27 protein-coding genes, 1 tRNA gene and 1 pseudogene are annotated in these 19,860 nt (G+C 58.0%); 14 read left to right on the top strand and 15 right to left on the bottom strand.

From position 1 onward, the window contains the following. The 6 genes and pseudogenes from ACH2EH_RS02855 to ACH2EH_RS02830 all read right to left on the bottom strand — a co-directional run. Positions 1 to 205: pseudogene (locus ACH2EH_RS02855) on the bottom strand (hypothetical protein); the annotation flags it as partial. After that, positions 202 to 1,629: an AAA family ATPase gene (locus ACH2EH_RS02850; protein WP_395138749.1), complete on the bottom strand. Its 1,428-nt coding sequence runs from the start codon at positions 1,627 to 1,629 to the stop codon at positions 202 to 204. The pseudogene ACH2EH_RS02855 and the gene ACH2EH_RS02850, both read right to left, overlap by 4 nt. 3 nt (positions 1,630 to 1,632) lie before the next feature. Beyond that, a complete protein-coding gene (gene tsaD / locus ACH2EH_RS02845) occupies positions 1,633 to 2,631 on the bottom strand; it encodes a tRNA (adenosine(37)-N6)-threonylcarbamoyltransferase complex transferase subunit TsaD (RefSeq protein WP_395138746.1) in 999 nt (332 codons plus the stop codon). A gap of 5 nt (positions 2,632 to 2,636) precedes the next feature. Further along, complete coding sequence (locus tag ACH2EH_RS02840) at positions 2,637 to 3,266, bottom strand: EI24 domain-containing protein (protein ID WP_395138744.1); 630 nt, start codon at positions 3,264 to 3,266, stop codon at positions 2,637 to 2,639. A gap of 5 nt (positions 3,267 to 3,271) precedes the next feature. Next, positions 3,272 to 3,964, bottom strand: coding sequence for an RNA polymerase sigma factor (locus ACH2EH_RS02835; protein WP_395138742.1), 693 nt, complete (start codon positions 3,962 to 3,964; stop codon positions 3,272 to 3,274). A 145-nt stretch (positions 3,965 to 4,109) separates the two neighbouring features. Beyond that, entirely contained in the window at positions 4,110 to 4,829 is a 720-nt protein-coding gene (locus ACH2EH_RS02830; RefSeq protein ID WP_395138740.1) for a hypothetical protein, read from the bottom strand. Between the two features lie 93 nt (positions 4,830 to 4,922). Here ACH2EH_RS02830 and hisG point away from each other — a divergent pair, with 93 nt between their 5' ends. Beyond that, positions 4,923 to 5,795 (top strand): ATP phosphoribosyltransferase, encoded by an 873-nt coding sequence (hisG, locus tag ACH2EH_RS02825; protein WP_395138738.1) that lies wholly within the window; start codon positions 4,923 to 4,925, stop codon positions 5,793 to 5,795. 8 nt (positions 5,796 to 5,803) lie between these two features. Continuing rightward, the gene (locus tag ACH2EH_RS02820) at positions 5,804 to 6,457 is read left to right on the top strand and encodes a hypothetical protein (protein ID WP_395138735.1); all 654 of its coding nucleotides are present in this window, start codon (positions 5,804 to 5,806) and stop codon (positions 6,455 to 6,457) included. On the opposite strand, the gene ACH2EH_RS02815 is transcribed toward ACH2EH_RS02820, so the two are convergent. After that, positions 6,454 to 7,185, bottom strand: a complete 732-nt coding sequence (locus ACH2EH_RS02815; protein ID WP_395138733.1) for an SDR family NAD(P)-dependent oxidoreductase — start codon at positions 7,183 to 7,185, stop codon at positions 6,454 to 6,456. The genes ACH2EH_RS02820 and ACH2EH_RS02815 overlap by 4 nt on opposite strands. Before the next feature lie 47 nt (positions 7,186 to 7,232). On the opposite strand from ACH2EH_RS02815, the gene ACH2EH_RS02810 reads away from it, so the two are divergent. After that, complete coding sequence (locus ACH2EH_RS02810; RefSeq protein ID WP_395138731.1) at positions 7,233 to 7,508, top strand: hypothetical protein; 276 nt, start codon at positions 7,233 to 7,235, stop codon at positions 7,506 to 7,508. Here the strand turns inward: ACH2EH_RS02810 and ACH2EH_RS02805 are convergent. Beyond that, a tRNA-Val gene (locus ACH2EH_RS02805) sits at positions 7,482 to 7,553 on the bottom strand. The genes ACH2EH_RS02810 and ACH2EH_RS02805 overlap by 27 nt on opposite strands. Before the next feature lie 162 nt (positions 7,554 to 7,715). Here ACH2EH_RS02805 and ACH2EH_RS02800 point away from each other — a divergent pair. Both ACH2EH_RS02800 and ACH2EH_RS02795 read left to right on the top strand, forming a co-directional pair. Further along, the gene (locus tag ACH2EH_RS02800; protein WP_395138729.1) at positions 7,716 to 8,336 is read left to right on the top strand and encodes a 2,3-diphosphoglycerate-dependent phosphoglycerate mutase; all 621 of its coding nucleotides are present in this window, start codon (positions 7,716 to 7,718) and stop codon (positions 8,334 to 8,336) included. Then, entirely contained in the window at positions 8,326 to 9,561 is a 1,236-nt protein-coding gene (locus tag ACH2EH_RS02795) for a galactokinase (RefSeq protein ID WP_395138727.1), read from the top strand. Before ACH2EH_RS02800 ends, ACH2EH_RS02795 begins: the two co-directional genes overlap by 11 nt. Here ACH2EH_RS02795 and ACH2EH_RS02790 read toward each other — a convergent pair. Both ACH2EH_RS02790 and ACH2EH_RS02785 read right to left on the bottom strand, forming a co-directional pair. Beyond that, positions 9,523 to 10,323, bottom strand: coding sequence for a sugar phosphate isomerase/epimerase family protein (locus tag ACH2EH_RS02790; protein WP_395138724.1), 801 nt, complete (start codon positions 10,321 to 10,323; stop codon positions 9,523 to 9,525). The two genes, ACH2EH_RS02795 and ACH2EH_RS02790, sit on opposite strands and share 39 nt — an antisense overlap. Next, the gene (locus ACH2EH_RS02785) at positions 10,323 to 11,114 is read right to left on the bottom strand and encodes a tellurium resistance protein TerC (protein WP_395138723.1); all 792 of its coding nucleotides are present in this window, start codon (positions 11,112 to 11,114) and stop codon (positions 10,323 to 10,325) included. Before ACH2EH_RS02785 ends, ACH2EH_RS02790 begins: the two co-directional genes overlap by 1 nt. A 42-nt stretch (positions 11,115 to 11,156) precedes the next feature. On the opposite strand from ACH2EH_RS02785, the gene dut reads away from it, so the two are divergent. Both dut and ACH2EH_RS02775 read left to right on the top strand, forming a co-directional pair. Then, positions 11,157 to 11,606, top strand: a complete 450-nt coding sequence (dut, locus tag ACH2EH_RS02780) for a dUTP diphosphatase (RefSeq protein WP_395138721.1) — start codon at positions 11,157 to 11,159, stop codon at positions 11,604 to 11,606. Positions 11,607 to 11,611: 5 nt separating this feature from the next. Beyond that, positions 11,612 to 12,112, top strand: a complete 501-nt coding sequence (locus ACH2EH_RS02775) for a tetratricopeptide repeat protein (protein WP_395138719.1) — start codon at positions 11,612 to 11,614, stop codon at positions 12,110 to 12,112. A gap of 4 nt (positions 12,113 to 12,116) precedes the next feature. Here ACH2EH_RS02775 and ACH2EH_RS02770 read toward each other — a convergent pair whose 3' ends face one another. Together ACH2EH_RS02770 and ACH2EH_RS02765 are read right to left on the bottom strand one after the other, a co-directional pair. Next, entirely contained in the window at positions 12,117 to 12,482 is a 366-nt protein-coding gene (locus tag ACH2EH_RS02770; RefSeq protein ID WP_395138715.1) for a ComEA family DNA-binding protein, read from the bottom strand. Positions 12,483 to 12,579: 97 nt separating this feature from the next. Beyond that, positions 12,580 to 13,725 carry an exo-beta-N-acetylmuramidase NamZ domain-containing protein gene (locus ACH2EH_RS02765; protein WP_395138713.1) on the bottom strand — a complete coding sequence of 382 codons (1,146 nt, stop codon included), beginning with the start codon at positions 13,723 to 13,725 and terminating at the stop codon, positions 12,580 to 12,582. 48 nt (positions 13,726 to 13,773) lie between these two features. On the opposite strand from ACH2EH_RS02765, the gene ACH2EH_RS02760 reads away from it, so the two are divergent. Both ACH2EH_RS02760 and ACH2EH_RS02755 read left to right on the top strand, forming a co-directional pair. Then, positions 13,774 to 14,940 (top strand): ABC transporter permease, encoded by a 1,167-nt coding sequence (locus tag ACH2EH_RS02760; protein ID WP_395138711.1) that lies wholly within the window; start codon positions 13,774 to 13,776, stop codon positions 14,938 to 14,940. Between the two features lie 15 nt (positions 14,941 to 14,955). Further along, positions 14,956 to 15,621 (top strand): ABC transporter ATP-binding protein, encoded by a 666-nt coding sequence (locus ACH2EH_RS02755; RefSeq protein ID WP_395138709.1) that lies wholly within the window; start codon positions 14,956 to 14,958, stop codon positions 15,619 to 15,621. On the opposite strand, the gene ACH2EH_RS02750 is transcribed toward ACH2EH_RS02755, so the two are convergent. From ACH2EH_RS02750 to ACH2EH_RS02740, 3 genes are all read right to left on the bottom strand, one after another. After that, positions 15,601 to 16,086, bottom strand: coding sequence for a hypothetical protein (locus tag ACH2EH_RS02750; protein WP_395138708.1), 486 nt, complete (start codon positions 16,084 to 16,086; stop codon positions 15,601 to 15,603). The genes ACH2EH_RS02755 and ACH2EH_RS02750 overlap by 21 nt on opposite strands. Positions 16,087 to 16,425: 339 nt before the next feature. After that, positions 16,426 to 16,770, bottom strand: a complete 345-nt coding sequence (locus tag ACH2EH_RS02745) for a hypothetical protein (protein WP_395138706.1) — start codon at positions 16,768 to 16,770, stop codon at positions 16,426 to 16,428. An 85-nt stretch (positions 16,771 to 16,855) separates the two neighbouring features. Continuing rightward, on the bottom strand, positions 16,856 to 17,686 hold the full coding sequence (locus ACH2EH_RS02740) for an ABC transporter permease (protein WP_395138704.1): 831 nt from the start codon (positions 17,684 to 17,686) through the stop codon (positions 16,856 to 16,858). Between the two features lie 56 nt (positions 17,687 to 17,742). On the opposite strand from ACH2EH_RS02740, the gene ACH2EH_RS02735 reads away from it, so the two are divergent. From ACH2EH_RS02735 to ACH2EH_RS02715, 5 genes are all read left to right on the top strand, one after another. After that, the gene (locus tag ACH2EH_RS02735) at positions 17,743 to 18,429 is read left to right on the top strand and encodes a heme exporter protein CcmB (RefSeq protein ID WP_395138702.1); all 687 of its coding nucleotides are present in this window, start codon (positions 17,743 to 17,745) and stop codon (positions 18,427 to 18,429) included. 8 nt (positions 18,430 to 18,437) lie between these two features. Continuing rightward, positions 18,438 to 19,085 (top strand): cytochrome c biogenesis protein CcsA, encoded by a 648-nt coding sequence (ccsA, locus tag ACH2EH_RS02730; RefSeq protein ID WP_395138699.1) that lies wholly within the window; start codon positions 18,438 to 18,440, stop codon positions 19,083 to 19,085. A gap of 1 nt (position 19,086) precedes the next feature. Beyond that, positions 19,087 to 19,215, top strand: coding sequence for a CcmD family protein (locus ACH2EH_RS02725; RefSeq protein WP_309692544.1), 129 nt, complete (start codon positions 19,087 to 19,089; stop codon positions 19,213 to 19,215). Then, positions 19,212 to 19,592, top strand: coding sequence for a cytochrome c maturation protein CcmE (locus ACH2EH_RS02720; protein WP_395138695.1), 381 nt, complete (start codon positions 19,212 to 19,214; stop codon positions 19,590 to 19,592). Before ACH2EH_RS02725 ends, ACH2EH_RS02720 begins: the two co-directional genes overlap by 4 nt. 50 nt (positions 19,593 to 19,642) lie before the next feature. Further along, a partial coding sequence (locus ACH2EH_RS02715) for a hypothetical protein (protein ID WP_395138693.1) occupies positions 19,643 to 19,860 on the top strand: 218 nt, incomplete at its 3' end.

The following is a 19,860-nucleotide window of genomic DNA, read 5'->3' as shown; positions in this document are numbered from 1 at the left end:
GGTCAGAGTCACGATGAATAAAAAGTAAGTCACAAGGAGCATCTTCCAGTGCATTGCGAATTTTCTCCACCAAGCCCTGCCCCCGATGATAGGCAAACTCTCCCAAGAAAACCTGATTGGTGTGCCGCTGAATTGTCCAATCCAAAATGGGCAGAAGTGCCGCATCCGTTGAGCCCTCGGTCAGAAGTGTATAACGAGGCATCATTCTGAAGTGGGGCTCCAAGCAAGCTGCCCAACGGCATCGGGCTCTAAGTAGGCTTGTTCTAGAGGTCGCAGAAAGCGCATTAACTTACCCTTGCTAATACTAGGCATCTTTGGTTCGGCACTTGCTCGCCAGCTTCCCTCAATACAAGAGAGACTTAGATGCTGATAGCGCTGCCCTTCTTTCTGGCTTGAGATCAGCTCGGCAGCTAAAAGGCTATCGCTTGGAACCAGTCCAACTACCGTGGGAGAGTGGGTATTAATAATAACCTGCCTCAAGGGATTATTACTATCTATGGGACAGTTTGTATCCACAGCAATAGCACGTAGCAAATTCAGCATAGCCTCAATTCTTTCAGGATGGATGCCATTTTCCGGCTCTTCTAAGCAAAGTACACCATGAAACTCAGGATCAGCCTCCAAGACAGCTAGGGCTAAAAAACGTAGAGTTCCATCGGAGAGTGCACGCGCCGAGTGCTGTGTACCATCCGCACCCGCTGCCCAGAGCGTAAGAATATCTCGCTTCTCATCACGTTCGATCCCCACCTCACGAATCTCGCGCACAAGCTCGCTCAACCGCAGAGCAATACGGTCATAGACCGAAGCCTCGTCACGCTCTCCCTCAGGCGTCTGATGGCTCTGTGCAAGCCGATAGAGCGTCGCCGCGAGATGCTCACCACTTGGCGTCAAATGCCCAGGCGTATTGATCTCATCCACTTCACGCAATGCGGTAGGTTCTAATTGCAACAGTGACCAAGAAGACATCTCATTTCTAGCAAGAACCGCCGTTCTGTACTCCGCTGCGTTTGCCAGATGAATCAGAGTCCGGGGCAGTGTCCGCGCCGGGCGGGGCGTCGGACGACCGCCACCAATGCCTCCACGATCCTGATGAAGACGAATCTCAATCTCACCATTTGCGTTCTCAAGTGTTGAGATTAAAGGATCCGTTCGGCGACCATTAATCACCGAATCACGCCAGCTTTTTGAGGGATTAAAGGGCAAGTGCACTCTGGCATCGCTTTTATTGATATGAACTAAAGACTCGTATTTCACCTCAAGACTGCTATCTACTTCACGATACACCAGCTCTAGGGTGTAGCGCAGAAAAGTCATACTGGCAATAGCACGTTGTCCCAAATCGTCATCTCCTTCTCTAGGGACAATCATTTCTGCCTGAAAATACATCGTTTGTGCGTACTGATTTCCGAACCTATGAAAAAGGGAACGTGCATCAGGCCGCCGATTGTCTCGTACCGACTTAGCAGCCCCAAGCAAGGTGTCGCTCGCCAGAGCACTCAAGAATCGTATGGCATCGAAGAGATTGGACTTGCCAACTCCGTTTGCTCCTGCGATGCAAGTAAACGCCCCGAAGCGTACATCCACATCCACAAGATTTTTGAAACCACGCACCTTCAGCCGTGTTAGCATAGCTTATTGTACTCCTGCCAGCGGCTCAGAGGCGCGTGTCTCGAAGTCCAGCGTAGCGGCGCGTCCGTTTTGCAGATACCAGTAGCCCGCGCAGGCGATCATGGCGGCGTTGTCGGTGCACAGCGCTACGGGCGGATAGAAAAGCGCAAGCCCCGCTTTGTCGCAGCGCTCCTGCATGATCTGGCGCAGGCGGGTGTTCGCGGAGACGCCTCCCGCGAGTAAAACGCGCTCCACTCCCAGTTCGTTTGCCGCCGCGATCGTCTTCTTGCTCAGCACATCTACGACCGCTTCTTGAAAGCTCGCAGCAATATCGGCAATCGGGGGTAAGTTCTCGCCCTGCAAGGCGTAGCGCACCGAGGTCTTGAGGCCCGAGAAGCTAAACTCATGGGTTCCTGGCAGTAGCGCACGCGGGAACGTCATCGCTTTGGGGTTCCCTCCCTCAGCGGCTTTTTGCACCGCTGGGCCGCCCGGATAGCCCAGGCCCATCAGCCGGGCGCACTTATCAAAAGCTTCGCCTGCGGCATCGTCGCGCGTGCGGCCTAATAAAACATAGTCACCGTGGCCGCGCAGATGAAATAAATCCGTGTGCCCGCCGCTAACAACTAGGGCAACGGAAGGATAGTCAACGGTTTCGTGCGTGAGCCAGTTCGCGTAGAGATGCGCCTCGATATGGTGCACGGGAACCACGGGCTTTTTCAGCGCCATCCCGAGTGCCTTAGCCGCCGAGGTCCCCACGAGAAGCGCTCCCAGAAGCCCGGGGCGATTGGTCACCGCGATGGCATCTATGTCGGTCCATGTACAGTTCGCTTCCGCAAGCGCCTGCCGAAAGACAGGAATCAGTTGCTCCACATGGCGGCGGCTCGCCAGCTCGGGCACCACGCCTCCGTAGCGCGCGTGCTCCTCCATCTGCGAGGCCACTACATTAGAAAGCAGCGTCCGTCCATCTACCACTACGGCTGCGCTTGTTTCATCGCAGCTTGTTTCAATTCCAAAAACAATCACAAACGCTATTGTAGCCGACGGCGGGCCAGAAGTGTCCCACCGACGATCAACCCAGGGGCGAAGAAGAGACCCAAAAACGGGACAAGCGAGAGGAGTCCGGCAACGACGGCAAAGCTGAGTGTGTAGATATCGGGTTTCTGGAGCAGCAAGCGGGCCTGGGGGCCCAGAGTCGTGCCGCGCCGCAGGAACGCGGGCGACGTGTAGTCCAGAAGGCTGATCAGCCCCGCACCGCACACGCCCGCCACCGAGCCCAGAATCGGCCCAAGTGCGAAAGCGAGTACACAGATACTTCCATTGAGCAAGAGCCGCTTGCACGTGTCGCCAAAGAGCGGGAGTGGCTTGAGGGGGCAGATCGGCACCTGCCCCCCCAGCAAGCGCTCCGTCTCCCGACTCAGCGGATCGAAGACCACGCCCAAGAAACTACTGCCCAGCAGATAGAACGCAAAGGGGAAGAGCACCAAATAGAAAAGAAAGGCGACAACTCTCGCCCCTTCTTCCAGCCCGGCGCCGTAATGCTGCCAAGTGATCCACCCCAGGATCAAGTAGAGCGCGGAGGCGATTAGCCCTGGTACCAGGGCGAGCGGCCAGAGGCGCGGTGTTTTGAGTAAGAGGCCAATGCCTTTGAGTGCGTCCATACAGACTAAGCGAAAGCGAAACGGCCCGCTTCGGCATGCTCGCGCAGGCGCTTGAGACCACGCTCGGCCTGCTTTCGGACACAGGCGGCGTTGGTGCCTAGCTCCTCAGCGATCTCATCGTGGCTAGCGCCCTCGGCGCGGCGCAGCACGACAAGAGCCTCATTGGGCTTGAGCAGAGTGAGCAGTGCCTCACGGATCGCCCGCTGCTGAATGCGCGCCAGGACGCTCTCCTCAACACGGGTCTCTAGGTCGGGCAGGTCGCGGGTCTCACCATCTTCGGTATCGTCGAGGGAGAATGCCTGCTTGTCCTGACCGCGGCGCACGAGATGGCGCTGTCGGTCAATGAGCAGATTGGTCGCGATCCGAGCGATGTAGGCCGATGTTGGCTCCGTGCTCGCAGGACTCTGAAGCAGGCGGATCACCACTTCCTGGGTGAGATCCTCCAGCTCATTGGCCATGAGGGTGCGCGCCTGTCGCGCGAGTGTCGCCGCACACAGTGACTTAACCTGCCGTCGCAGCATCTCCGCGGCAACATCACGCTCCCGCTTGGAGTTGGTGCTCTCGCGAATAACGGCAAGCAGCTCTTTATTGGTCTGTCGCTTCGGTGCGGCAGAAACAGTGGCTTGGGTAGGTTGAGGGGCAGCTTGGTCGTGCCATGCTTTAAGTCCCTGTAGTGCGTTCAGCGCCTGTGCATTCATTGTCTTAGGCCTCCTTCTTCAGAGATCTCTGTAAACTACGAACCGCCCTTAGTGGGCGGAGGCGGCGGAACGCCAACCTGTGCATGCGCGGGAACAACGACTGAGGTCAGCAACAATGCTGCGACGCTTAAAAGCATTAATTTTTTCATGATCTTACTCTCGAATCCTGCTTCCATAGTACCGCAAGTGAAGCAAATTTACCCACAAACTCCGCGAGAGTGGCGGGAGAGGGTGCCGCTTTGACGGCACGCTCCCACAGACGCTCCGCGCTCTCTTTTTCTCCCCGCTCCAGTTTTACATACGCCCAGGAGCAGAGCAGTTCCAGCCGCTCCTGCTCCGCTAGCGCGTTGGCTAGCTTATACTCCGTGTCCGCCAGCTCAAGATAGGTTCTATCCCCGGTCCGCTGGTAGCGCACGATCCGGGTGTAGCCCAAATTCTGGCGCAAGATACTCGCGACCTCACGGGTCAGCCACTCCCCATCAGGTTCAATAGAGCAAAGCCTTGCGAAGATTCCCTCCGCTTTCTCAATGCTCACCGCCGTATTGTCTATCAAGCAAACCACTGCCAGCTCCACCCAAACCCGAAAGTAGAGTGGATCGTGCTCCAGCGCCTGCTCGTAGGCCCGCATCGCCGCGACAGCATCCTGGTCCTCATGAAAAGCTTTGTAGCCTTCGCGGTAACACTCCAGCGCCGCTGCGTTCTCGGAGTGATCCGGCCAGATTGTCCCCTGTGTCCGCTGCCCAATCAACAAAACGGGGAAGCGCTCATGAAACGCAGACGGAAGCGGTTCCTCCTCGATCCGCCCTTCAGGGAGGAGCCGGGGAAGAGCTGTTAAGTTCTCGTCTACATGCACAGCACTCTTCATTGCTTTCCTTATTTGGTTAGACGTGGCCGGTGGCACAAATGTGACAGAACTTAAAAAATATATTTTTGGGGCGCGATATACTGAGCGACGATTATGAAATTGAAGCTTGGCTTGCCTAAAGGCAGCCTCCAGGATGCCACTTTTAAACTCTTCGCGCAGGCCGGTTGGAGCGTGCGCGTGGATTCTCGCTCGTACCATCCCAGCGTGGACGACACCGAAATCGAGGCGATTCTGATGCGCCCCCAGGAAATCCCGCGCTACTTAGAGGATGGCGTGATTGATGCGGGTCTGACAGGCCGCGACTGGATTGAGGACAATGGGGTGGATGTGGTCGAGGTCTGTGAGCTGGCGTACTCCAAGGCCACACGCAACCCAATCCGTGTGGTTCTCGCAGTTGCCGCCGACTCCGAGATCCAGTCGGTAAAAGACCTGGAGGGCAAGCGCCTAGCCACGGAGTATGTTCGGCTGACCAAAAACTGGCTGGCAGCCAATGGCGTCGCGGCGCACGTGGAGTTTAGCTGGGGTGCCGATGAGATGAAGGTGCCGCAGCTCGTGGATGCCATTGTGGTGAACACGGAGACAGGCTCCAGCATCAAGGCGCATAAATTGCGCATCGTCGGTGACCCGCTTCTTATCTCGACCACCCGTTTTGTGGCCAACAAAGCGTCCTGGGCAGATCCCCAGAAGCGTGCCAAGATCGAGAGCTTGGCGATGCTTCTCACGGGTGCGCTAAATGCCGGGGGGCTTGTCGGGCTTAAGCTCAATGTCGCCAAAGAGGACTTCGAGGCCGTGATCGCGCAGCTTCCCGCGCTCAAGAAACCCACCGTCAGCCCGCTCTGGGGCGATGAGGGTTTTGCTATCGAGATTATTATCGAGGAGCATCAGGCCCGTGATCTGATCCCACGCCTCAAGCGCGCCGGAGCCAGTGGCATTGTCGAGTACCCCCTCAACAAAGTGGTGTACTAAGCCCAAAAATGCATACGGAGTACGGACAGTGGGAACAACTTGCCGAGAACCCACGCTTTATTCTTCGTCCACGACATATTGCGACGCCAGAGGATGCCTTTACTCTCCTTGGGTTTGGCCTATGGCGCAATCAATGGAAACCACAGGACGAAGATCAGGTGCGTCGTTCTGTGGATCTGGATTTGGCGGCTTTTGTCCGGGCAAAACAGGGAGTCCTAGAAGCATTACTGAGCGACCATGAGCATCAAAAATTACTGGCTTTCTCTCTGCGACAGAGTGCCACACAGCACGCACTCCTGTATTCTCAGCCAAAACTTCGGGAGTCTTTGCTTCATGTTCTCCTTTACAGTGCAAAACCGCAGGAAGGAAAACCTCTCTGGCGAACTTTGCTTTTGATGGATTCGCTCGCGCTGATCCGAGTGAGTTTAAACGCTCAGGAGCGCTTTGCCGAAGTGTTACCTCCCATCCGCAAGAGAGAAATCCGCAATAGTCTAGCAGGCGAACTGCTGAGGCGTATGGGAGAGGAAAAATTTCTGGCGATAAAGTCCGCCCTTATGGCAGATTATTCTCCAGAACAACTTGATGTCCTGGAGGCAATTGTGCAGGGGAATCCTCCACAGGCAAACTTCCTCCAAACTGATACGTTACCTGAGCCCGACTAAAGCACCGCCAAGCCACCATCGGGGGCTAAGTTTGCCCCCGTGATGAAGTCCGAGAGCGGCGAGCAGAAAAAGAGCACGGCGCGGGCGACATCTTCGGGCGTGGCGAGGCGGCGCAGCGGGGTGCGCTCGGCGACGGCGGCTTTGAGTGACTCGGGAAGACTCTCGGAAAACTCGGTGAGCGCCATACCGGGCGAGACGGCGTTCACGGTGATCCCGTCGGGGCCGATTTCCCTTGCGAGCGAGCGGGTGTAGGCGAGCACGGCGGCCTTCGCCATTGCATGCGCCCCCTGCCCCGGCGCGGGACGTTGCAAGAGGGTGGCAGAGAGATTCACGATCTTGCCGGATTTCTGCGCCTGAAAGTGCGGCAACGCGGCGCGGGTCACGGCGATAACGGGCTTCACGACGGCTTCCCACTCCGCGTTGATCTCATCCCAGGTGAACGTTGCCAGCGGCTTCAGTGGCCCAAAACCTGCGGCATTGTTCACCAGAATATCCAGCCCTCCCAGCTTTTCGTAGGCTTCCGCAACTAAGCGCTCCGCCTGCGCCGTGTCCGTGAGATCCGCCTGCAGCGCCACGCCCCCGATCTCACTTGCCAAGCTCTCCGCGCTTGCTTTCGAGGCGCGATAGGCCACCGCGACACTTGCCCCCTCAGCGGCGAGCAGACGCGCAATCGCAACGCCCACGCCCCGTCCCGCACCCGTCACCAGTGCTTTTTTTCCTTGCAACATGATATGTATGGTATCATGAGCAAACAGAAATCAAACTTTAATTTATCATGTTGATTCTCGAAGACTGGATTGTAGATCGGCAGCGGCGCGAGGCGATTCACTTGCCCTCAGGAGACTGGGTTCCGCTTGTTTGTCTGTACCGGCAGGCACGGATTGACGGCGAGATTATCCCGGAGTGTCTGTTTCGTGTGCCCGAGCCCCACGACGACGAGCTACGCCAAAAAGAGCTCGAAGTTTGGGAGGGTTGCGCGCGCGAGGAATGGGACTTCTCTCAAATCGAGAGCGAGGAAGAAGAATGGTCGGTACTGGATTCGAACCAGTGACCCCCGCCGTGTGAAGGCGGTGCTCTACCACTGAGCCAACCGACCAGAGCGAGAGAGAGTATACCACCGCTTCAGCACATCGTCAAACTTTGCTAAAAAGGTGATTTGCACCGTACAATGCTCAGCAGATTCAAACGAAAAAGCAAAACAGCGAAGGATTGCCCCGGTGGGCTGGTCGCTGTTTTTGTTTGTGAAGGACTCAAAGAAATGCATAGCGATGGTAAAGGACGACTGCTACTGATCCGCCACACTCAGTCTGTCTGGAATAGCCTTAATCTGTTTACCGGCTGGGTAGATGTCGAACTCTCGGAGACGGGCAAGACCCACGCGAAGGAAGTCGGGGAAGCGATGGCGGGCAAGTACTCCGTGGACAAGGGCTACACATCGAGCCTGGTGCGCGCCCAGCAGACTCTCCAGCTCGTGATGGAGGGCGCAGGGATCGCGGGCATCCCCATCGTTGAGGACTGGCAGCTCAATGAGCGCTTCTACGGGCTCTGGCAAGGGCGCAACAAAGACCAGATGAAGGCGAAGTACGGCGAGGCAGCGATCCAGGCGGTGCGCCGTGGCTTCGCGGATCGCCCCCCGGGCGGCGAGAGTCTTCAAGACACCACCGAGCGGGTGCTACCCTACTTCGAGGAAGCCATCGAGCCAGAGCTAGCCGCTGGGCAGACCATTCTGATTGCCGCGCATGGCAACTCGCTGCGTGCGCTGGTCAAGAAGCTCGAAAACCTCTCTGATGATGTGGTTCCCGGTGTTGAGATCGGCAATGGGGAGCTACGCGTCTACCGCTACGAAAAAGAAACCAATAGCTACTTCCGTGAAGTTTGAGTTCCCTGACCACGGAGGCTTCTTTACCAAAGAATCCCCTATTTTTGTCGCACGCGCTCCCGGTCGCCTCGATGTGATGGGCGGAATCGCGGACTACTCCGGCTCGCTAGTCGCGGAAATGCCCATCGGGCAAGCGGCGCTCTGCGGGGCGCAAGTGGATCCGTCGGGCAAGCTGACCATTCGCTCGCTCAATATTGGGCGCACGGTGAGCGTGGCCGCAGGTGGTGAGAAAGAGACGGAACGCTGGGCCGTTTATCTGGCGGGCTGTGTGGCACTGCTCAAATCAGAGGGCCTGCTCGCAGCTGAGGCTGGGGTGCGCCTCTTGCTGACCTCCGAAGTTCCTCTCGGGGCGGGCGTGTCGTCGTCGGCGGCCATTGAAGTGGCGACCATGCGGGCGGTGGCGGCGGCCTTTGAGATCGCGCTGGATGGCCTGACACTTGCGCGCCTGTGCCAACGGGTGGAGAACGAGTGGGTCGGAGCGCCGTGCGGGGTCATGGATCAGGTGACCAGCGCGTGCGGCGAAGCAGGCAAGCTGCTGCTCTTGCGCTGCCAACCCCATACCATCGAGGGCTACACCCAAATTCCGATAGGCTGGAGTGTCTTTGGAATAGACTCCTGCGTCAAACACAGTGTGGGAGGCATGGGCTACACGGGCGTGCGGTGCGCCGCCTTCATGGGCGCAAAGCTGCTGGGGCTACAGCCCACAGATTACCTGTGTAATCTCACCCCTGAGAGCTACAAAGCGCTCGGAATCACTCTGCCTGAGACGCTTTCGGGTGCGGCGTTTCTGGAGCAGCACGGCCCTACCTGGGACACGGTCACCAAGGTAGACCCAGGGCAGCACTACTCCCTCCTTGCCGCCACCGAGCACCCGATCTTTGAGAACCAGCGCGTGGCGATGTTTCTGGCGGCGCTCGACGCGGGCGACTTCGCCCTCGCGGGCAAGCAAATGCTCGCCGCACACGCCAGCTACAGCCGCTGCGGTCTGGGAACCAAGGAGACAGACTTACTGGTCGAGCTGGCGATGGATCAGAGCGGGGTGGTGGGAGCAAAGATCACAGGGGGTGGCTCGGGGGGGACGGTCTGTATCCTCTGCCCCACGGAGAGGGAAGCGGCGGTGGCGGAGAGCGTGGCGGAAGCCTATGAGAAACACACGGGAAATGCTCCGCGCCTCATCCAGGGGACATCACCCGGCGCTCTGGGCACTCCGGTAGGCTCGCTTTAGGTGCGCAAGCGCCAGGGCTAGTTCGGTCTCAAAATCGCCGTCAGTAAAGTTGCACTCAATTGAGACACGGGCATCGTAGCCCGCTTCTTGAAGCGCCGTGAACAGAGCGGCGTGGTCGTAAACACCCGTCCCCGGAGCTTTCCGTCCGGTATCCGCCGTGTGAACATGGGCAAGGCAATCAGCACTCGCCAGAATATCGGCCAGGGATTCGTCGCCGTTGCGCTCCATGTGGTAGGTGTCCGCGAGATTTCGCACGCCGGGTCTGCCGACTTCCCGCGCCAGCGCCGCGCCCTCGGCCACGGTGTGCAGCAGATTGCACTCATGGCGATTCAGCGGCTCGATAGCAACCACAACGCCGGTTTGCTCGTGGGCATCAGCGCACTGATTTAAGAACCACACGAGCTGCGCATGCGCCTGCTCCGCGCTCCAGCCACTCTGAGGGAGCTGCCGTGCGCCGCCACTCCCAAAGACAATCACTTCCCCGCCCACCTCGGCAGCGCGAGAAAGCGCTCTGTGGGCATAGTGTGTCAGTGCTAATTGATTAACTTCGGGCCCTGTGATTTTTAGCTTGCCTGGCACGAAGAGATTAAACGTTTTACAAGGCAGAGGGAGCGCCAGAAGTGTGGCTTTTTTCTCCGCCCACGCCGTCGTATCTTCGGACTCCGGGATCAGCTCACCGGCGACTCCCAGCTCAATGTAGTCCCACCCTCCCGCCGCAACAGATGCAGCCTTACTTCGCCCGACGCACACTCCAAATTGCATCAGAGATTGCTCTCCTCGATCACGATTTTCATCTTCTTCATCGCCTCATCGGTTATTTCCTCACCGGGCGTGGGGACGTGCGAGCGTGCACTGCGCACTGCCCACCAAGCCCCGGCACCGATAATCAGCGCAAAGCCTGTCCAGAACACAAGATTAGGCATCTCCCCGTAGTGAACATGATTCGTCTCCCCGTAGAGATGCCGTGATGAAAACCCAAGCTTGACTCCCGCCCAGGCAACGAGACCATAAGCCGTGCTATCCAGTGCCGGGTACTTACGTAGCAGCCGCAGAAATGTCGCAGCCCCAATGCGAAGTAAGACCATACCCAGAAGTCCCCCTAGATAGACAATCCAGAGCTTCTCAGGCTTATTGACCAAAGACACTGCCACCAGAATGGAGTCCACAGCAAAGACCACATCTGTGAAGCCCACCAGTGCTACCGTTCGTCCAAAAGAGAGCTGTTTCTTGCCCGCCGCAAGGGCATCTTCATCATCCTCATCGTGGGACTTACTCATGAAGTGCTTGACAGCCAGAAAGATCAAGTAGGCCGCCCCGAGGCCACAGAGCCACCAAAGCTTGATCAGAAAGCCCGCTAGGAGAATTCCTACGCCCCGCAGTGCAAAGGCCATGACCAGCCCGAGTGAGAGCGCTTTTTGCTGCTCTTTATCGGAAAGATGGCGCACTAGCAAGGCAAGCACAAGGGCATTGTCAGCGGAAAGCAGGCCCTCTAGGAGCACAAGAGTTCCGACAATCAACAAATCAGGGGTTGCAAAAATCTGTCCAAATGGCATTGCACTTATTCTACCCCCTCCGCCGGGTAAGATAGATTCCTCATGTTAGTACCTGTTTCTCTCCGGCGCTTGCCGGGCAATGATGACCTCCCCCTCCCGGCCTATGAAACCGATCAGGCAGCCGGGATGGATCTGCGTGCGGCGCTCATCGCGCCACAGACCCTGGCTCCTGGGGAGCGGCAGGCAGTACCCACTGCGATTGCGATTGCACTGCCTCCCGGCTACGAAGCACAGGTGCGGCCTCGCTCAGGGCTGGCACGTAAAGCGGGCATCTCGATGGTGAACTCCCCGGGCACCATAGACGCGGACTATCGCGGAGAGATCATGGTTTTGCTGATCAATCTAGGGCAGGAGCCTTTTACGGTGAACCGTGGAGACCGGATCGCCCAGCTCGTTGTCGCTCCGGTGGCGCGGGTCGTCTGGCAGGAGGTGGAGAGCTTGGAGCAGACCGAGCGCGGTGTGGGCGGCTTCGGGCACACGGGCGTACAATAGCGGCCATGGACGAAGAGATTAGCGCACTGCTCTCACGGGCAAACCTGGCGCGGGTGCGGGGAAATTTGGCGGAGGCCCAGACTATCTGTCAGAGTGCTCTGGAGCTGTGCCCCACCTCAGCCGATTCCCACAGCCTGCTGGGCGATCTTTTTGCCGCACAGGAAAAGCACGATGAGGCGCTACACTGCTACAGTGTCGCGGCGGAGCTCAAGCCCCAGAACGCAGCCCTTGCGGAGAAGCGTGACAAAGCGATCCAGGCACGTCATCTGCGCCTCCTCACCAACCAGCAACAGGCCCAAAGACTCGCCGTGCCGGAAGTTACGCCCACTGCTGTGCCCAGGAAAAACGCCTCCCGTCACCCACTTCCCCGCTGGCTTATGGTGACACTGGTTGCAATTGGCGGACTCGTGGTACTACTTTTGGGAGTCTGGCTGGGCACGACACTTGCGCATCGCGATGATCTCGTGCCCACCAAACTACCCGCTACCGTCGGTCGTAAAGACTAGCCCCCTAGTCCAAAGTGAGGCGGGGCCGAAGCTGCGCCAGCTTCTTCTCCCCGATCCCCTTCACTTCCAGGAGCTGTGAAAGCTCGGTGAACTTGCCCTGCTTGGTGCGGTACGTGACAATGCGCTCCGCAATGGCGGGGCCGACCCCAGGGAGGCTCTCCAGCTCCTTGGCACTCGCCTTGTTCAGCGCAACCGGCCCCTCGACCGGCTTAATGGCATCGGCCTTCTTCGCACTGGTCTTCTTTTTGGGCATCATGGGTGCGGCCTTGGAAGCGGTGGGCGCGGTGGGCTTCTCCTGAGCAAAGCTCGGGCAGGTCAGGCTCGTCAGAGCGGCGATGCAGATCGCTATTTTCGTGAACGTCGTAAACATGGTTTTGGTTTCCTCTTGATTTGCAGGAGTGTATCTCCCGCTTCACCCCTATAACGGGTGGGGAACCCCGAATCTTATAAAATCACGAAATTATTTTTTAAGGGTAGAGCAAGTGCGGTTTACGGCGATTTGCAAACGCACGCAGCCCCGCGCTCCAGCGCCGGGAAAGTGTCGCGTAGTCGTCGCCCGCGAGGATACCGTCCATTGCCTGCCGGTTGACCAGCAGTGTCATCATTCGCTCGGCTTGCCACTCTTTCGGGTAGAGTTTTCGCAGAGTGAGGGCGAGATCGACTCCGATGCGCACTGGAGTGAGCTTCTGGCGATCCGTCACCAAGAAGCTCACACCGCCGCAGCGCTCCCCAACAAACTTGCTGGCCCGGGGCGTAAAGTGCACAGGGATAAAGCGAATGCCCGGCAGGTTCGTCTCGTTGAGCGAAGCGGCGAGGCGGCGGGGATCGAGGTACGGAGCCCCGATCCACTCAAAGGGCGTGTCGGTGCCGCGCCCCACCGAGATATTGGTAAACTCGATCAGCCCGACACCGGGATAGAGCGTGGCTTGGGTGAGCGAGCGCATATTGGGTGAGGGATTGGTCCAGGTCAGGCCCGTGACATCCCAGTAGTCGCCGCGCTTCCAGCCCTCGCAGGGGATCACGGTAAGATCCAGCTTCAGCCCCTTCTCGGTAACAATCAGCTTTGCCAGCTCCCCCATGGTCATCCCGTGGCGCACGGGAATCGGGTGGTATGCCACAAAAGCGAGCTTATCTTTATCAGCAATCGGGCCCTCCATCGCAACACCACCAATGGGGTTGGGCCGATCCAGCACCACAAAGCGCTTCCCTTGCTTGGCCGCCGCCGTGAGGCAGTGCCCGAGAGTCGAGAGAAATGTGTAGAAGCGGCAGCCAACATCCTGAATATCGTAGACCAGTGTCTCGATCCCGGCAAGCTGCTCCGCCGTGGGCTCGTAGCGCTCGCCGTAGAGAGAATAAACCGGCAAGCCCGTCTTGGGATCTTTCCCATCGGGCACTTTCTCGTCCACCGCGCCACGAATACCGTGCTCAGGGCCAAAAAACGCCTTGAGCGGAACAATAGCAGACTCCGCTAACACATCAGCCGTCGCCACACCGTCTCGTGTTAGCCCCGTGTGATTGGTGATGAGCCCGACCGGCCCACGCCCCAGCGCGGAGAACTTCTCGCGCACCAGAACATCCACACCGCAGAGCACCGAAGAAGAAGCCGTTTCCATACTTTCTATTGTATCGGGTACAATCACTTTGTACTATTTTTCACGAACATGAGTAACTCCCCTCTCTCACCACTGGTCTACTTTCGCCGCAACACGTCGCGCGCCCTGCCGATGGGCTTAGTGATCGTGCTCGCGGTCTTTCTGATCGCGGGTGTGACGGTGCTTGCCAATGCGATTGATCTGACCGTGCGGACGATCTACCGCTACACGGAGTACTTCACCTATGTGCTTCCTCAGCAGCGCTTCCGCGAGGTGCCTGAGGCGCAGCGCCTGGTTGTGCAGAGTGATCCCCGGGTCGAGCGGACGATGGAGGGGGCATTTTTTCTGTGCAACATCAAGACCGTGATGGGCCGTCTGCCGTTTGTGGTACTGGGCGTGCCGGAAGACGACCGCGACTACCTGATGCAGCGCATGGGAACCCCCCTCATCGCCGGGCGCTTACCCGCCGAAGGCATGCCAGAAGCCGTGCTCTCCGAGCCGATGGTGGAAAATAAAAAACTCAAGCTCGGCGACAACGTGGTGAGCCCTACGGAGGTGGGGGGAATGGCGACGGCGGCTCCGGTGCCGGTGAAGCTTGTCGGAATCCTAAAAGGCCCGGTCTGGGTCGGGTTCACCAGTAGGAGCTTCTGCACCAGCTACTTCTTGCTCAATCCGCGCTGCACACTCTACACCTGGAAAGATGTCAACCAGCGCGATGCGCTCAACCGGGCAATGATGCCGGTAACGGATAAGTCCAAGGGAAAGCTCTCCCCCAACGAGGTCCAGCTCCTCTCCAAAGAGAACCTCATCACCGAGGTGCGCGAGAGCCTGGAGTCGCTGTATCTGATCATGGGCGTGGTCACGGCGGCGGTGATCTTTGCCATTACGCTGATGAGTGGGATGCTCGCCAATATCTACTTCACCCAGCGCCTCTCGGAATTTGGGGTACTGGCGGCGATTGGGTACTCCCGGCCCAGCCTGATCGGGCGAGTTCTGGCGGAGACAGCGCTGCTCAATGTGATGGGCTGGATTGCGGGCGCGACTTCCACCGCGCTACTCATGCGCTTTTTAGGAGAATCCGTCTTTCGATCACGCGGGCTCTTCCTCGACCCCTTCGACTTGGACGCCTACGCCCACACGATCCCGGTGCCGATCTGTATCACGCTTTTCTCCGTGGTAACTATCGCTTATCGCCTGGTGAAGCTCGACCCCGTAACCATTATTGAGAGACGCTAGAAAATACTAATACTTATGGAAGTACTGTCTTGTGAGAAACTTGCGCTGGCGTACCGTGACGGTGACCGCACCACCTATGCTCTGCGCGAGGTGAGCCTGAGTCTATCGCCGGGGAAGTTCTACGGCATCATGGGGCCATCGGGCTCGGGCAAGTCCAGCCTGATGTATCTGCTCTCCGGGCTCAAGCGCCCCACAGGAGGCGCGGTACGGCTCGGAGCAACCACGCTCTCTCACCTGCCCGACGCCGAGCTGATGCGTCTGCGCCGGACGCGTTTTGGGTTTGTCTTTCAGCAGCCGTTTTTGCTAACCTATCTCACGGCGCTGGAGAATATTGTCGTCGCGGCCCCAAGGCCCGATGCGTCGGCGCGCAAAAAAGCCCTGGGGCTTCTGGAGAGTTTAGGGCTGGCGACGATGGCGGGCAAGCTCCCCAGCCAGCTCTCCGGCGGCGAGCGCCAGCGTGTCGCGGTGGCACGGGCGCTGATCAATGAGCCCGAGATTCTCTTTGCCGATGAGCCAACGGCGGCTTTAGACCAAGCCAACGGGCATAAAGTAATCGAGGCACTGGCAGCGTGGCGCACGCAAGGGACGGTTATTGTGGTCACCCACGATGCGGGCATGCTCTCCGGAGCCGATGAGCGGATCTACCTAAGCGACGGTACCCTAAGTATCGACGAGTCGTAGGCGGGCCAGCACGGACTTCGCAACCGCAAGCTCCTTCTCGCTATCGTCCTCCCAGCAGGGTTCAGGGCGACGGTAGCGCGCCAGAATCTCCACATGGATCCGTGAGACACGCAGGGCACTGTTGTAGTCGCCGCGCGCGAGATAGATCGCCTGGAGCCGCTTGTAGGGATGCTCACCCAGGAATTTATCCGCCAGGTTCGCTTCAAACTCCTGGATCGCCTCGTAGACCAAGCCCTCTTTTTCTAGCTCAGCGCCCCGCAGGTTCCGAGCAACCATCTCCCCAAAAAGCTGGCGCTCCGCCTGTTCGTAGACCGCCTGCTCTTCCGGGGTGAGGCCACTACGATCCTGATCAAGCCAGCCTCGGCAGATAGCCTGGCGCGGAACTCCAAGAGCGATCTGGGACTGTGCCCAAACCATAAGCTGGGCGACGGTGACCCGGGGCGGAGGACGGCGGAAAAATTGCATGTTGGCAGAAGTGCCTAGCAAACTCTATGCCAATAGAGAAAAATCTATGTTGTACTCAGCGCCGCCGGAGCGCGCCCCCGCCCCTTTACCAGCCCCAGTGCCAGAAGGGCCAACGTGACTGTTGATAAAATAAAAATCTGAGGGTGGCCTGAAGCCACCCTCATTTATCATTTAATTATCTGTAAAGTATCAGGGTCAAGATATATTTTTTCGCCACTATCACCAATAATATATGGCCTTCCTGATTCATCTCTTTGATACGGGCGGTCACTGCCTCGATTTACGACTTCACCGCCACTTCCACATCCATAAGAAGATGACAGAATTATAATAAGCAAACTAGTTAAGATTACTCTTTTCATCACAAGCCTCCCGTGGATGGCTATGGATCGGGACATGTTGTTGGTTCACAGAGGGCTTCCGATGAGGAACCATCCGCCCCGCAACACGACAAAATCCATAGCCTTTATTTTTCTTTTTCGCAATTCTTGCTGTCGTGAGTATATTACTAACCACTTTATTATCATCAAGAATAACGATATATTCTCCTTCTATGGCATCAGAAGCTGCGATATAGTTCGGATCTGGATCTTGATCTATTGTAATTGATTGGTTAATCCCAGAAATTGGAGATACATGACCGCCATACCCTATCAAAACGGACATTAACGGTGTTGCTACCATGACTCTAGATAAAAATCCCCTCACTGTTTACAGTTCCTTTCATCTATGGCCGACCATGCCAAATTATACCATATATTTACTACCCCTAGCCCAGTGCTGCCGGGGCTTTTTTCTGGCCTTTTACCAGCCCCAGTGCCAGAAGGGCCGCGATATAGGGCAGGAGCTGGAGCAGATCTGGAGGCAGAGTTCGGGCCAGCCCCGCGTTCTGTAGAGTTCCCACCAGAGCATCGCCTGCGGCAAAGAGCAGCGCCGCCCCCGCCGCGCCCAGAGGATTCCAGCGTCCTAAAATCACCGCCGCCAGCGCCATGTAGCCGCGCCCGGAGGTCATGTTCTCCGTGAACTCCCCCAGCCCCATCAGTGCCAGCAAGACACCGCCCAGCCCCGTCAGCGCCCCGGCGGCGCTCACCGTCCCTAGGCGAATCTTCTCCGGGTTTAGCCCCGCCGAGCGCACGGCTTCGGGCTTCTCGCCACACGCCCGCACACGCAGCCCCAGCGGCGTTTTTAAGAGCACAAACACCGTCAGCCCGGCCAGTGCAATCACAAGAGGAATCCCCACTTCGGCGGGAAACCGTGCCTGCGTGCTCAGCCCCGCCTCGCCGTGAGCACGGAGCAGAAATGTCGTCAGCCCAAGAAGTCCTAAATTTAGCCCGACGCCTGAGAGCACAGCGGGAACCCGAGCAAAGAGCACTAGGCTTGCATGCAGAAGCCCGACAAGCGCTCCCGCGAGCATTCCGGCCAGCGCCCCCAGCCACGCACTGCCAGAGAGTACGGCCACGCTCACGGCGGCGTAGGCACCCGCTAAGAGCTTTGCCTCCAGCCCCAGCGCGATCACTCCGGCCCGCTCGGAGAGTGCGCCCCCCAGCGCCGCCAGCCCCAGGGGAGCCCAGAGCCGCAGTGTTGCCGCCAGAAAGTCCATGTGCGTATTGTACGATATAGACAACGCTTGTGAAAAATGGTACAAACAACTCAATCATGCAGGGCGTAGCCGCAGTCTTTCTCAAGGAAGTGCGAACGGAGTGGCGGACACGAGTCGCGCTCTCTGGGGTCGGGCTTTTTGTGGTGGGCGCACTGCTGCTACTGGGGCTCGGGCTGGGGCAGTCCACCAAGCTCCCCAGTGCGGAGATGACAGGCACACTGATCTGGGTGCTGGCGCTTTTCACCGCGGCGACGGGCCTCGGGCGAGCGTTTGTGCAAGAGGCGGAGCGTGGCACAGCGCTGGCGCTACGGCTACACGCCCGCCCCAATGATGTCTGGCTGGGCAAGTTCGCCTTCAATGCCCTCCTGATGCTCCTGCTCAACAGCCTGACCGCCCCCGTACTTTTCTCCCTCTTTCAAGTCCGAGGAGTGAACGCGGGCGTTTTGATTTGCGTCCTAGGGATAGGAACACTTGCAATTGCCGCAATCTTCACCACGATGGCCGCTCTGGTAGCACAGACCACGGCACGCGGCGGCTTGCTCGCCGCACTGGCCTTTCCTCTCCTGGCTCCTGCGTTTCAAGTGGGACTCAATGGCACGAAGGCCGCGCTCGGAATCGGGATGGAGAGCATCCAAAAATCGGTGTGGCAGGTGGCAGGCGTGGATATTGCGATGCTTACGATCTATACGGCGGCGGCGATCACTCTCTCGCTCTGGCTGTTTGACTTTATCTGGAACGACTAAACAACAAAATGAAAAAAGAGCTAAAAATTGGGATCGGGCTCTGGATGCTGGCGGGGCTGGCCTATGTCTTTTTGAAGCTGCCCGCCGCAAAGAACTTCGCTAACCCGGAGCTCGCACGGATAGTCGCGCTGCACCTGCCCTGTGCCTATGTGGCCGTGATTGCTTCCTGGATGTCGGCATGGCACGGCTGGAAGTACCTCCAAAAACGGGAGCTACTCGACGATGCCAAGTCGGCGTCGGGGGCCGCGCTCGCTCTGCTCTTTTGCGTGCTGACCACCGCGACGGGCTCGATCTTTGCTTACATTCAGTGGGGAAGCTTCTGGAACTGGGACCCGCGTGAGACGAGTGTCTTTATGCTGATGCTGATCTACTGTTCTTACTTTGTTCTGCGGGGCAGTATCGAGGACATCGAAAAGCGCGCGGCGATCAGCGCGGTCTTTGGGATTTTTGTGGCCGTCATGACCCCTCTGCTGGGCTACGTGATCCCCAAGTACATGGACTCTCTCCACCCCAAAAACGCTCAGTTTGGCCCCAGCTACCGCATGGCGATCTATCTGGGAATTCTCCCCCCCCTTTTGGCGTTAATGTTCTGGATTCAAAGTATTGCAACGAAGCTTGACCGTGCACGTCTGGCGCTAGAGGAGGTAGACTACTAGCATGAATATGGCCTTCCTACTACTCGTGGCCGTCGTGATCTGGTTAGGTGTCTTCGCCTTTGTCTGGATGCTCGATAAGAAAGCAAGCTCGCTAGAGAAACGCATGGCACGTCTGGAGAACAAACAATGAAACTTAAAGCAGGAACCACAGTGGCGATCGTGCTGATCTTTGGGGCGCTCGCCTACGGCGCGGGTCAGTTTGTCACCAATCTCACGCCCTATGTCTCGTTCCAGGAAGCCAAAGCGGGCAAAGACCGCGTCTTTCAAGTGATGGGGCCGCTGGATCGCTCGCAGCCCATTACCTACACGGGGGTTCTGAACTTCACCATTAAAGAAGAAAAAACGGGCCAGACGTTGCCGGTGCGCTTCAAGAAATCCAAGCCCGCCAACTTTGACCAGGCGACGCAAGTGACGGCGATTGGAAGCTGGAACGGCGAGTACTTCGAGGCGCGCAAGCTACTCGTGAAGTGCCCCAGCAAGTACGAAGAGGAAGTTAAGGCGGATTAACCTCCCCCAGTGGCCGCCGATTGAAATCGGCGTCTGCAAGGAAATACACCATGCCAATAGGATATACACTTCTCGGGTTTGCACTGGCGGCGACGGTGATCGCCAATGTGCTTTTTGTGCTCTGCGGCAAGGCGGACCGCACCGGACTCTGCGACTGGGCGAAACGCTTTGTGGCGCTGGCAACGGCGAGTGTGGTCGGGGCCTGTACCTACCTTGCCTACCTGATCGCAACCCACCAGTTCCAGGTGCACTATGTTGCAGAGTACAC

Origin of the sequence: Armatimonas sp. (assembly GCF_043760365.1) — a bacterium.
In the GTDB taxonomy this organism is placed as follows: Bacteria; Armatimonadota; Armatimonadia; order Armatimonadales; family Armatimonadaceae; genus Armatimonas.
The sequence above is the reverse complement of the archived record's forward strand: the minus strand, read 5'-3'. Positions and strand labels throughout refer to the sequence as shown.

What these genes read in the sequence shown, in the direction of transcription:
- ACH2EH_RS02755 (WP_395138709.1), top strand. Translation starts at nt 14,956, where the DNA reads ATGGAAGTACTGTCTTGTGAGAAACTTGCGCTGGCGTACCGTGACGGT.
- ACH2EH_RS02770 (WP_395138715.1), bottom strand. Translation starts at nt 12,482, where the DNA reads ATGTTTACGACGTTCACGAAAATAGCGATCTGCATCGCCGCTCTGACG.
- ACH2EH_RS02790 (WP_395138724.1), bottom strand. Translation starts at nt 10,323, where the DNA reads ATGCAATTTGGAGTGTGCGTCGGGCGAAGTAAGGCTGCATCTGTTGCG.
- ccsA (WP_395138699.1), top strand. Translation starts at nt 18,438, where the DNA reads ATGAAAAAAGAGCTAAAAATTGGGATCGGGCTCTGGATGCTGGCGGGG.
- ACH2EH_RS02720 (WP_395138695.1), top strand. Translation starts at nt 19,212, where the DNA reads ATGAAACTTAAAGCAGGAACCACAGTGGCGATCGTGCTGATCTTTGGG.
- ACH2EH_RS02775 (WP_395138719.1), top strand. Translation starts at nt 11,612, where the DNA reads ATGGACGAAGAGATTAGCGCACTGCTCTCACGGGCAAACCTGGCGCGG.
- ACH2EH_RS02830 (WP_395138740.1), bottom strand. Translation starts at nt 4,829, where the DNA reads ATGAAGAGTGCTGTGCATGTAGACGAGAACTTAACAGCTCTTCCCCGG.
- ACH2EH_RS02750 (WP_395138708.1), bottom strand. Translation starts at nt 16,086, where the DNA reads ATGCAATTTTTCCGCCGTCCTCCGCCCCGGGTCACCGTCGCCCAGCTT.
- ACH2EH_RS02725 (WP_309692544.1), top strand. Translation starts at nt 19,087, where the DNA reads ATGAATATGGCCTTCCTACTACTCGTGGCCGTCGTGATCTGGTTAGGT.
- ACH2EH_RS02820 (WP_395138735.1), top strand. Translation starts at nt 5,804, where the DNA reads ATGCATACGGAGTACGGACAGTGGGAACAACTTGCCGAGAACCCACGC.
- ACH2EH_RS02740 (WP_395138704.1), bottom strand. Translation starts at nt 17,686, where the DNA reads ATGGACTTTCTGGCGGCAACACTGCGGCTCTGGGCTCCCCTGGGGCTG.
- hisG (WP_395138738.1), top strand. Translation starts at nt 4,923, where the DNA reads ATGAAATTGAAGCTTGGCTTGCCTAAAGGCAGCCTCCAGGATGCCACT.
- ACH2EH_RS02760 (WP_395138711.1), top strand. Translation starts at nt 13,774, where the DNA reads ATGAGTAACTCCCCTCTCTCACCACTGGTCTACTTTCGCCGCAACACG.
- ACH2EH_RS02840 (WP_395138744.1), bottom strand. Translation starts at nt 3,266, where the DNA reads ATGGACGCACTCAAAGGCATTGGCCTCTTACTCAAAACACCGCGCCTC.
- ACH2EH_RS02850 (WP_395138749.1), bottom strand. Translation starts at nt 1,629, where the DNA reads ATGCTAACACGGCTGAAGGTGCGTGGTTTCAAAAATCTTGTGGATGTG.
- ACH2EH_RS02735 (WP_395138702.1), top strand. Translation starts at nt 17,743, where the DNA reads ATGCAGGGCGTAGCCGCAGTCTTTCTCAAGGAAGTGCGAACGGAGTGG.
- ACH2EH_RS02800 (WP_395138729.1), top strand. Translation starts at nt 7,716, where the DNA reads ATGCATAGCGATGGTAAAGGACGACTGCTACTGATCCGCCACACTCAG.
- ACH2EH_RS02745 (WP_395138706.1), bottom strand. Translation starts at nt 16,770, where the DNA reads ATGGTAGCAACACCGTTAATGTCCGTTTTGATAGGGTATGGCGGTCAT.
- ACH2EH_RS02835 (WP_395138742.1), bottom strand. Translation starts at nt 3,964, where the DNA reads ATGAATGCACAGGCGCTGAACGCACTACAGGGACTTAAAGCATGGCAC.
- ACH2EH_RS02785 (WP_395138723.1), bottom strand. Translation starts at nt 11,114, where the DNA reads ATGCCATTTGGACAGATTTTTGCAACCCCTGATTTGTTGATTGTCGGA.
- dut (WP_395138721.1), top strand. Translation starts at nt 11,157, where the DNA reads ATGTTAGTACCTGTTTCTCTCCGGCGCTTGCCGGGCAATGATGACCTC.
- ACH2EH_RS02810 (WP_395138731.1), top strand. Translation starts at nt 7,233, where the DNA reads ATGTTGATTCTCGAAGACTGGATTGTAGATCGGCAGCGGCGCGAGGCG.
- ACH2EH_RS02815 (WP_395138733.1), bottom strand. Translation starts at nt 7,185, where the DNA reads ATGTTGCAAGGAAAAAAAGCACTGGTGACGGGTGCGGGACGGGGCGTG.
- ACH2EH_RS02765 (WP_395138713.1), bottom strand. Translation starts at nt 13,725, where the DNA reads ATGGAAACGGCTTCTTCTTCGGTGCTCTGCGGTGTGGATGTTCTGGTG.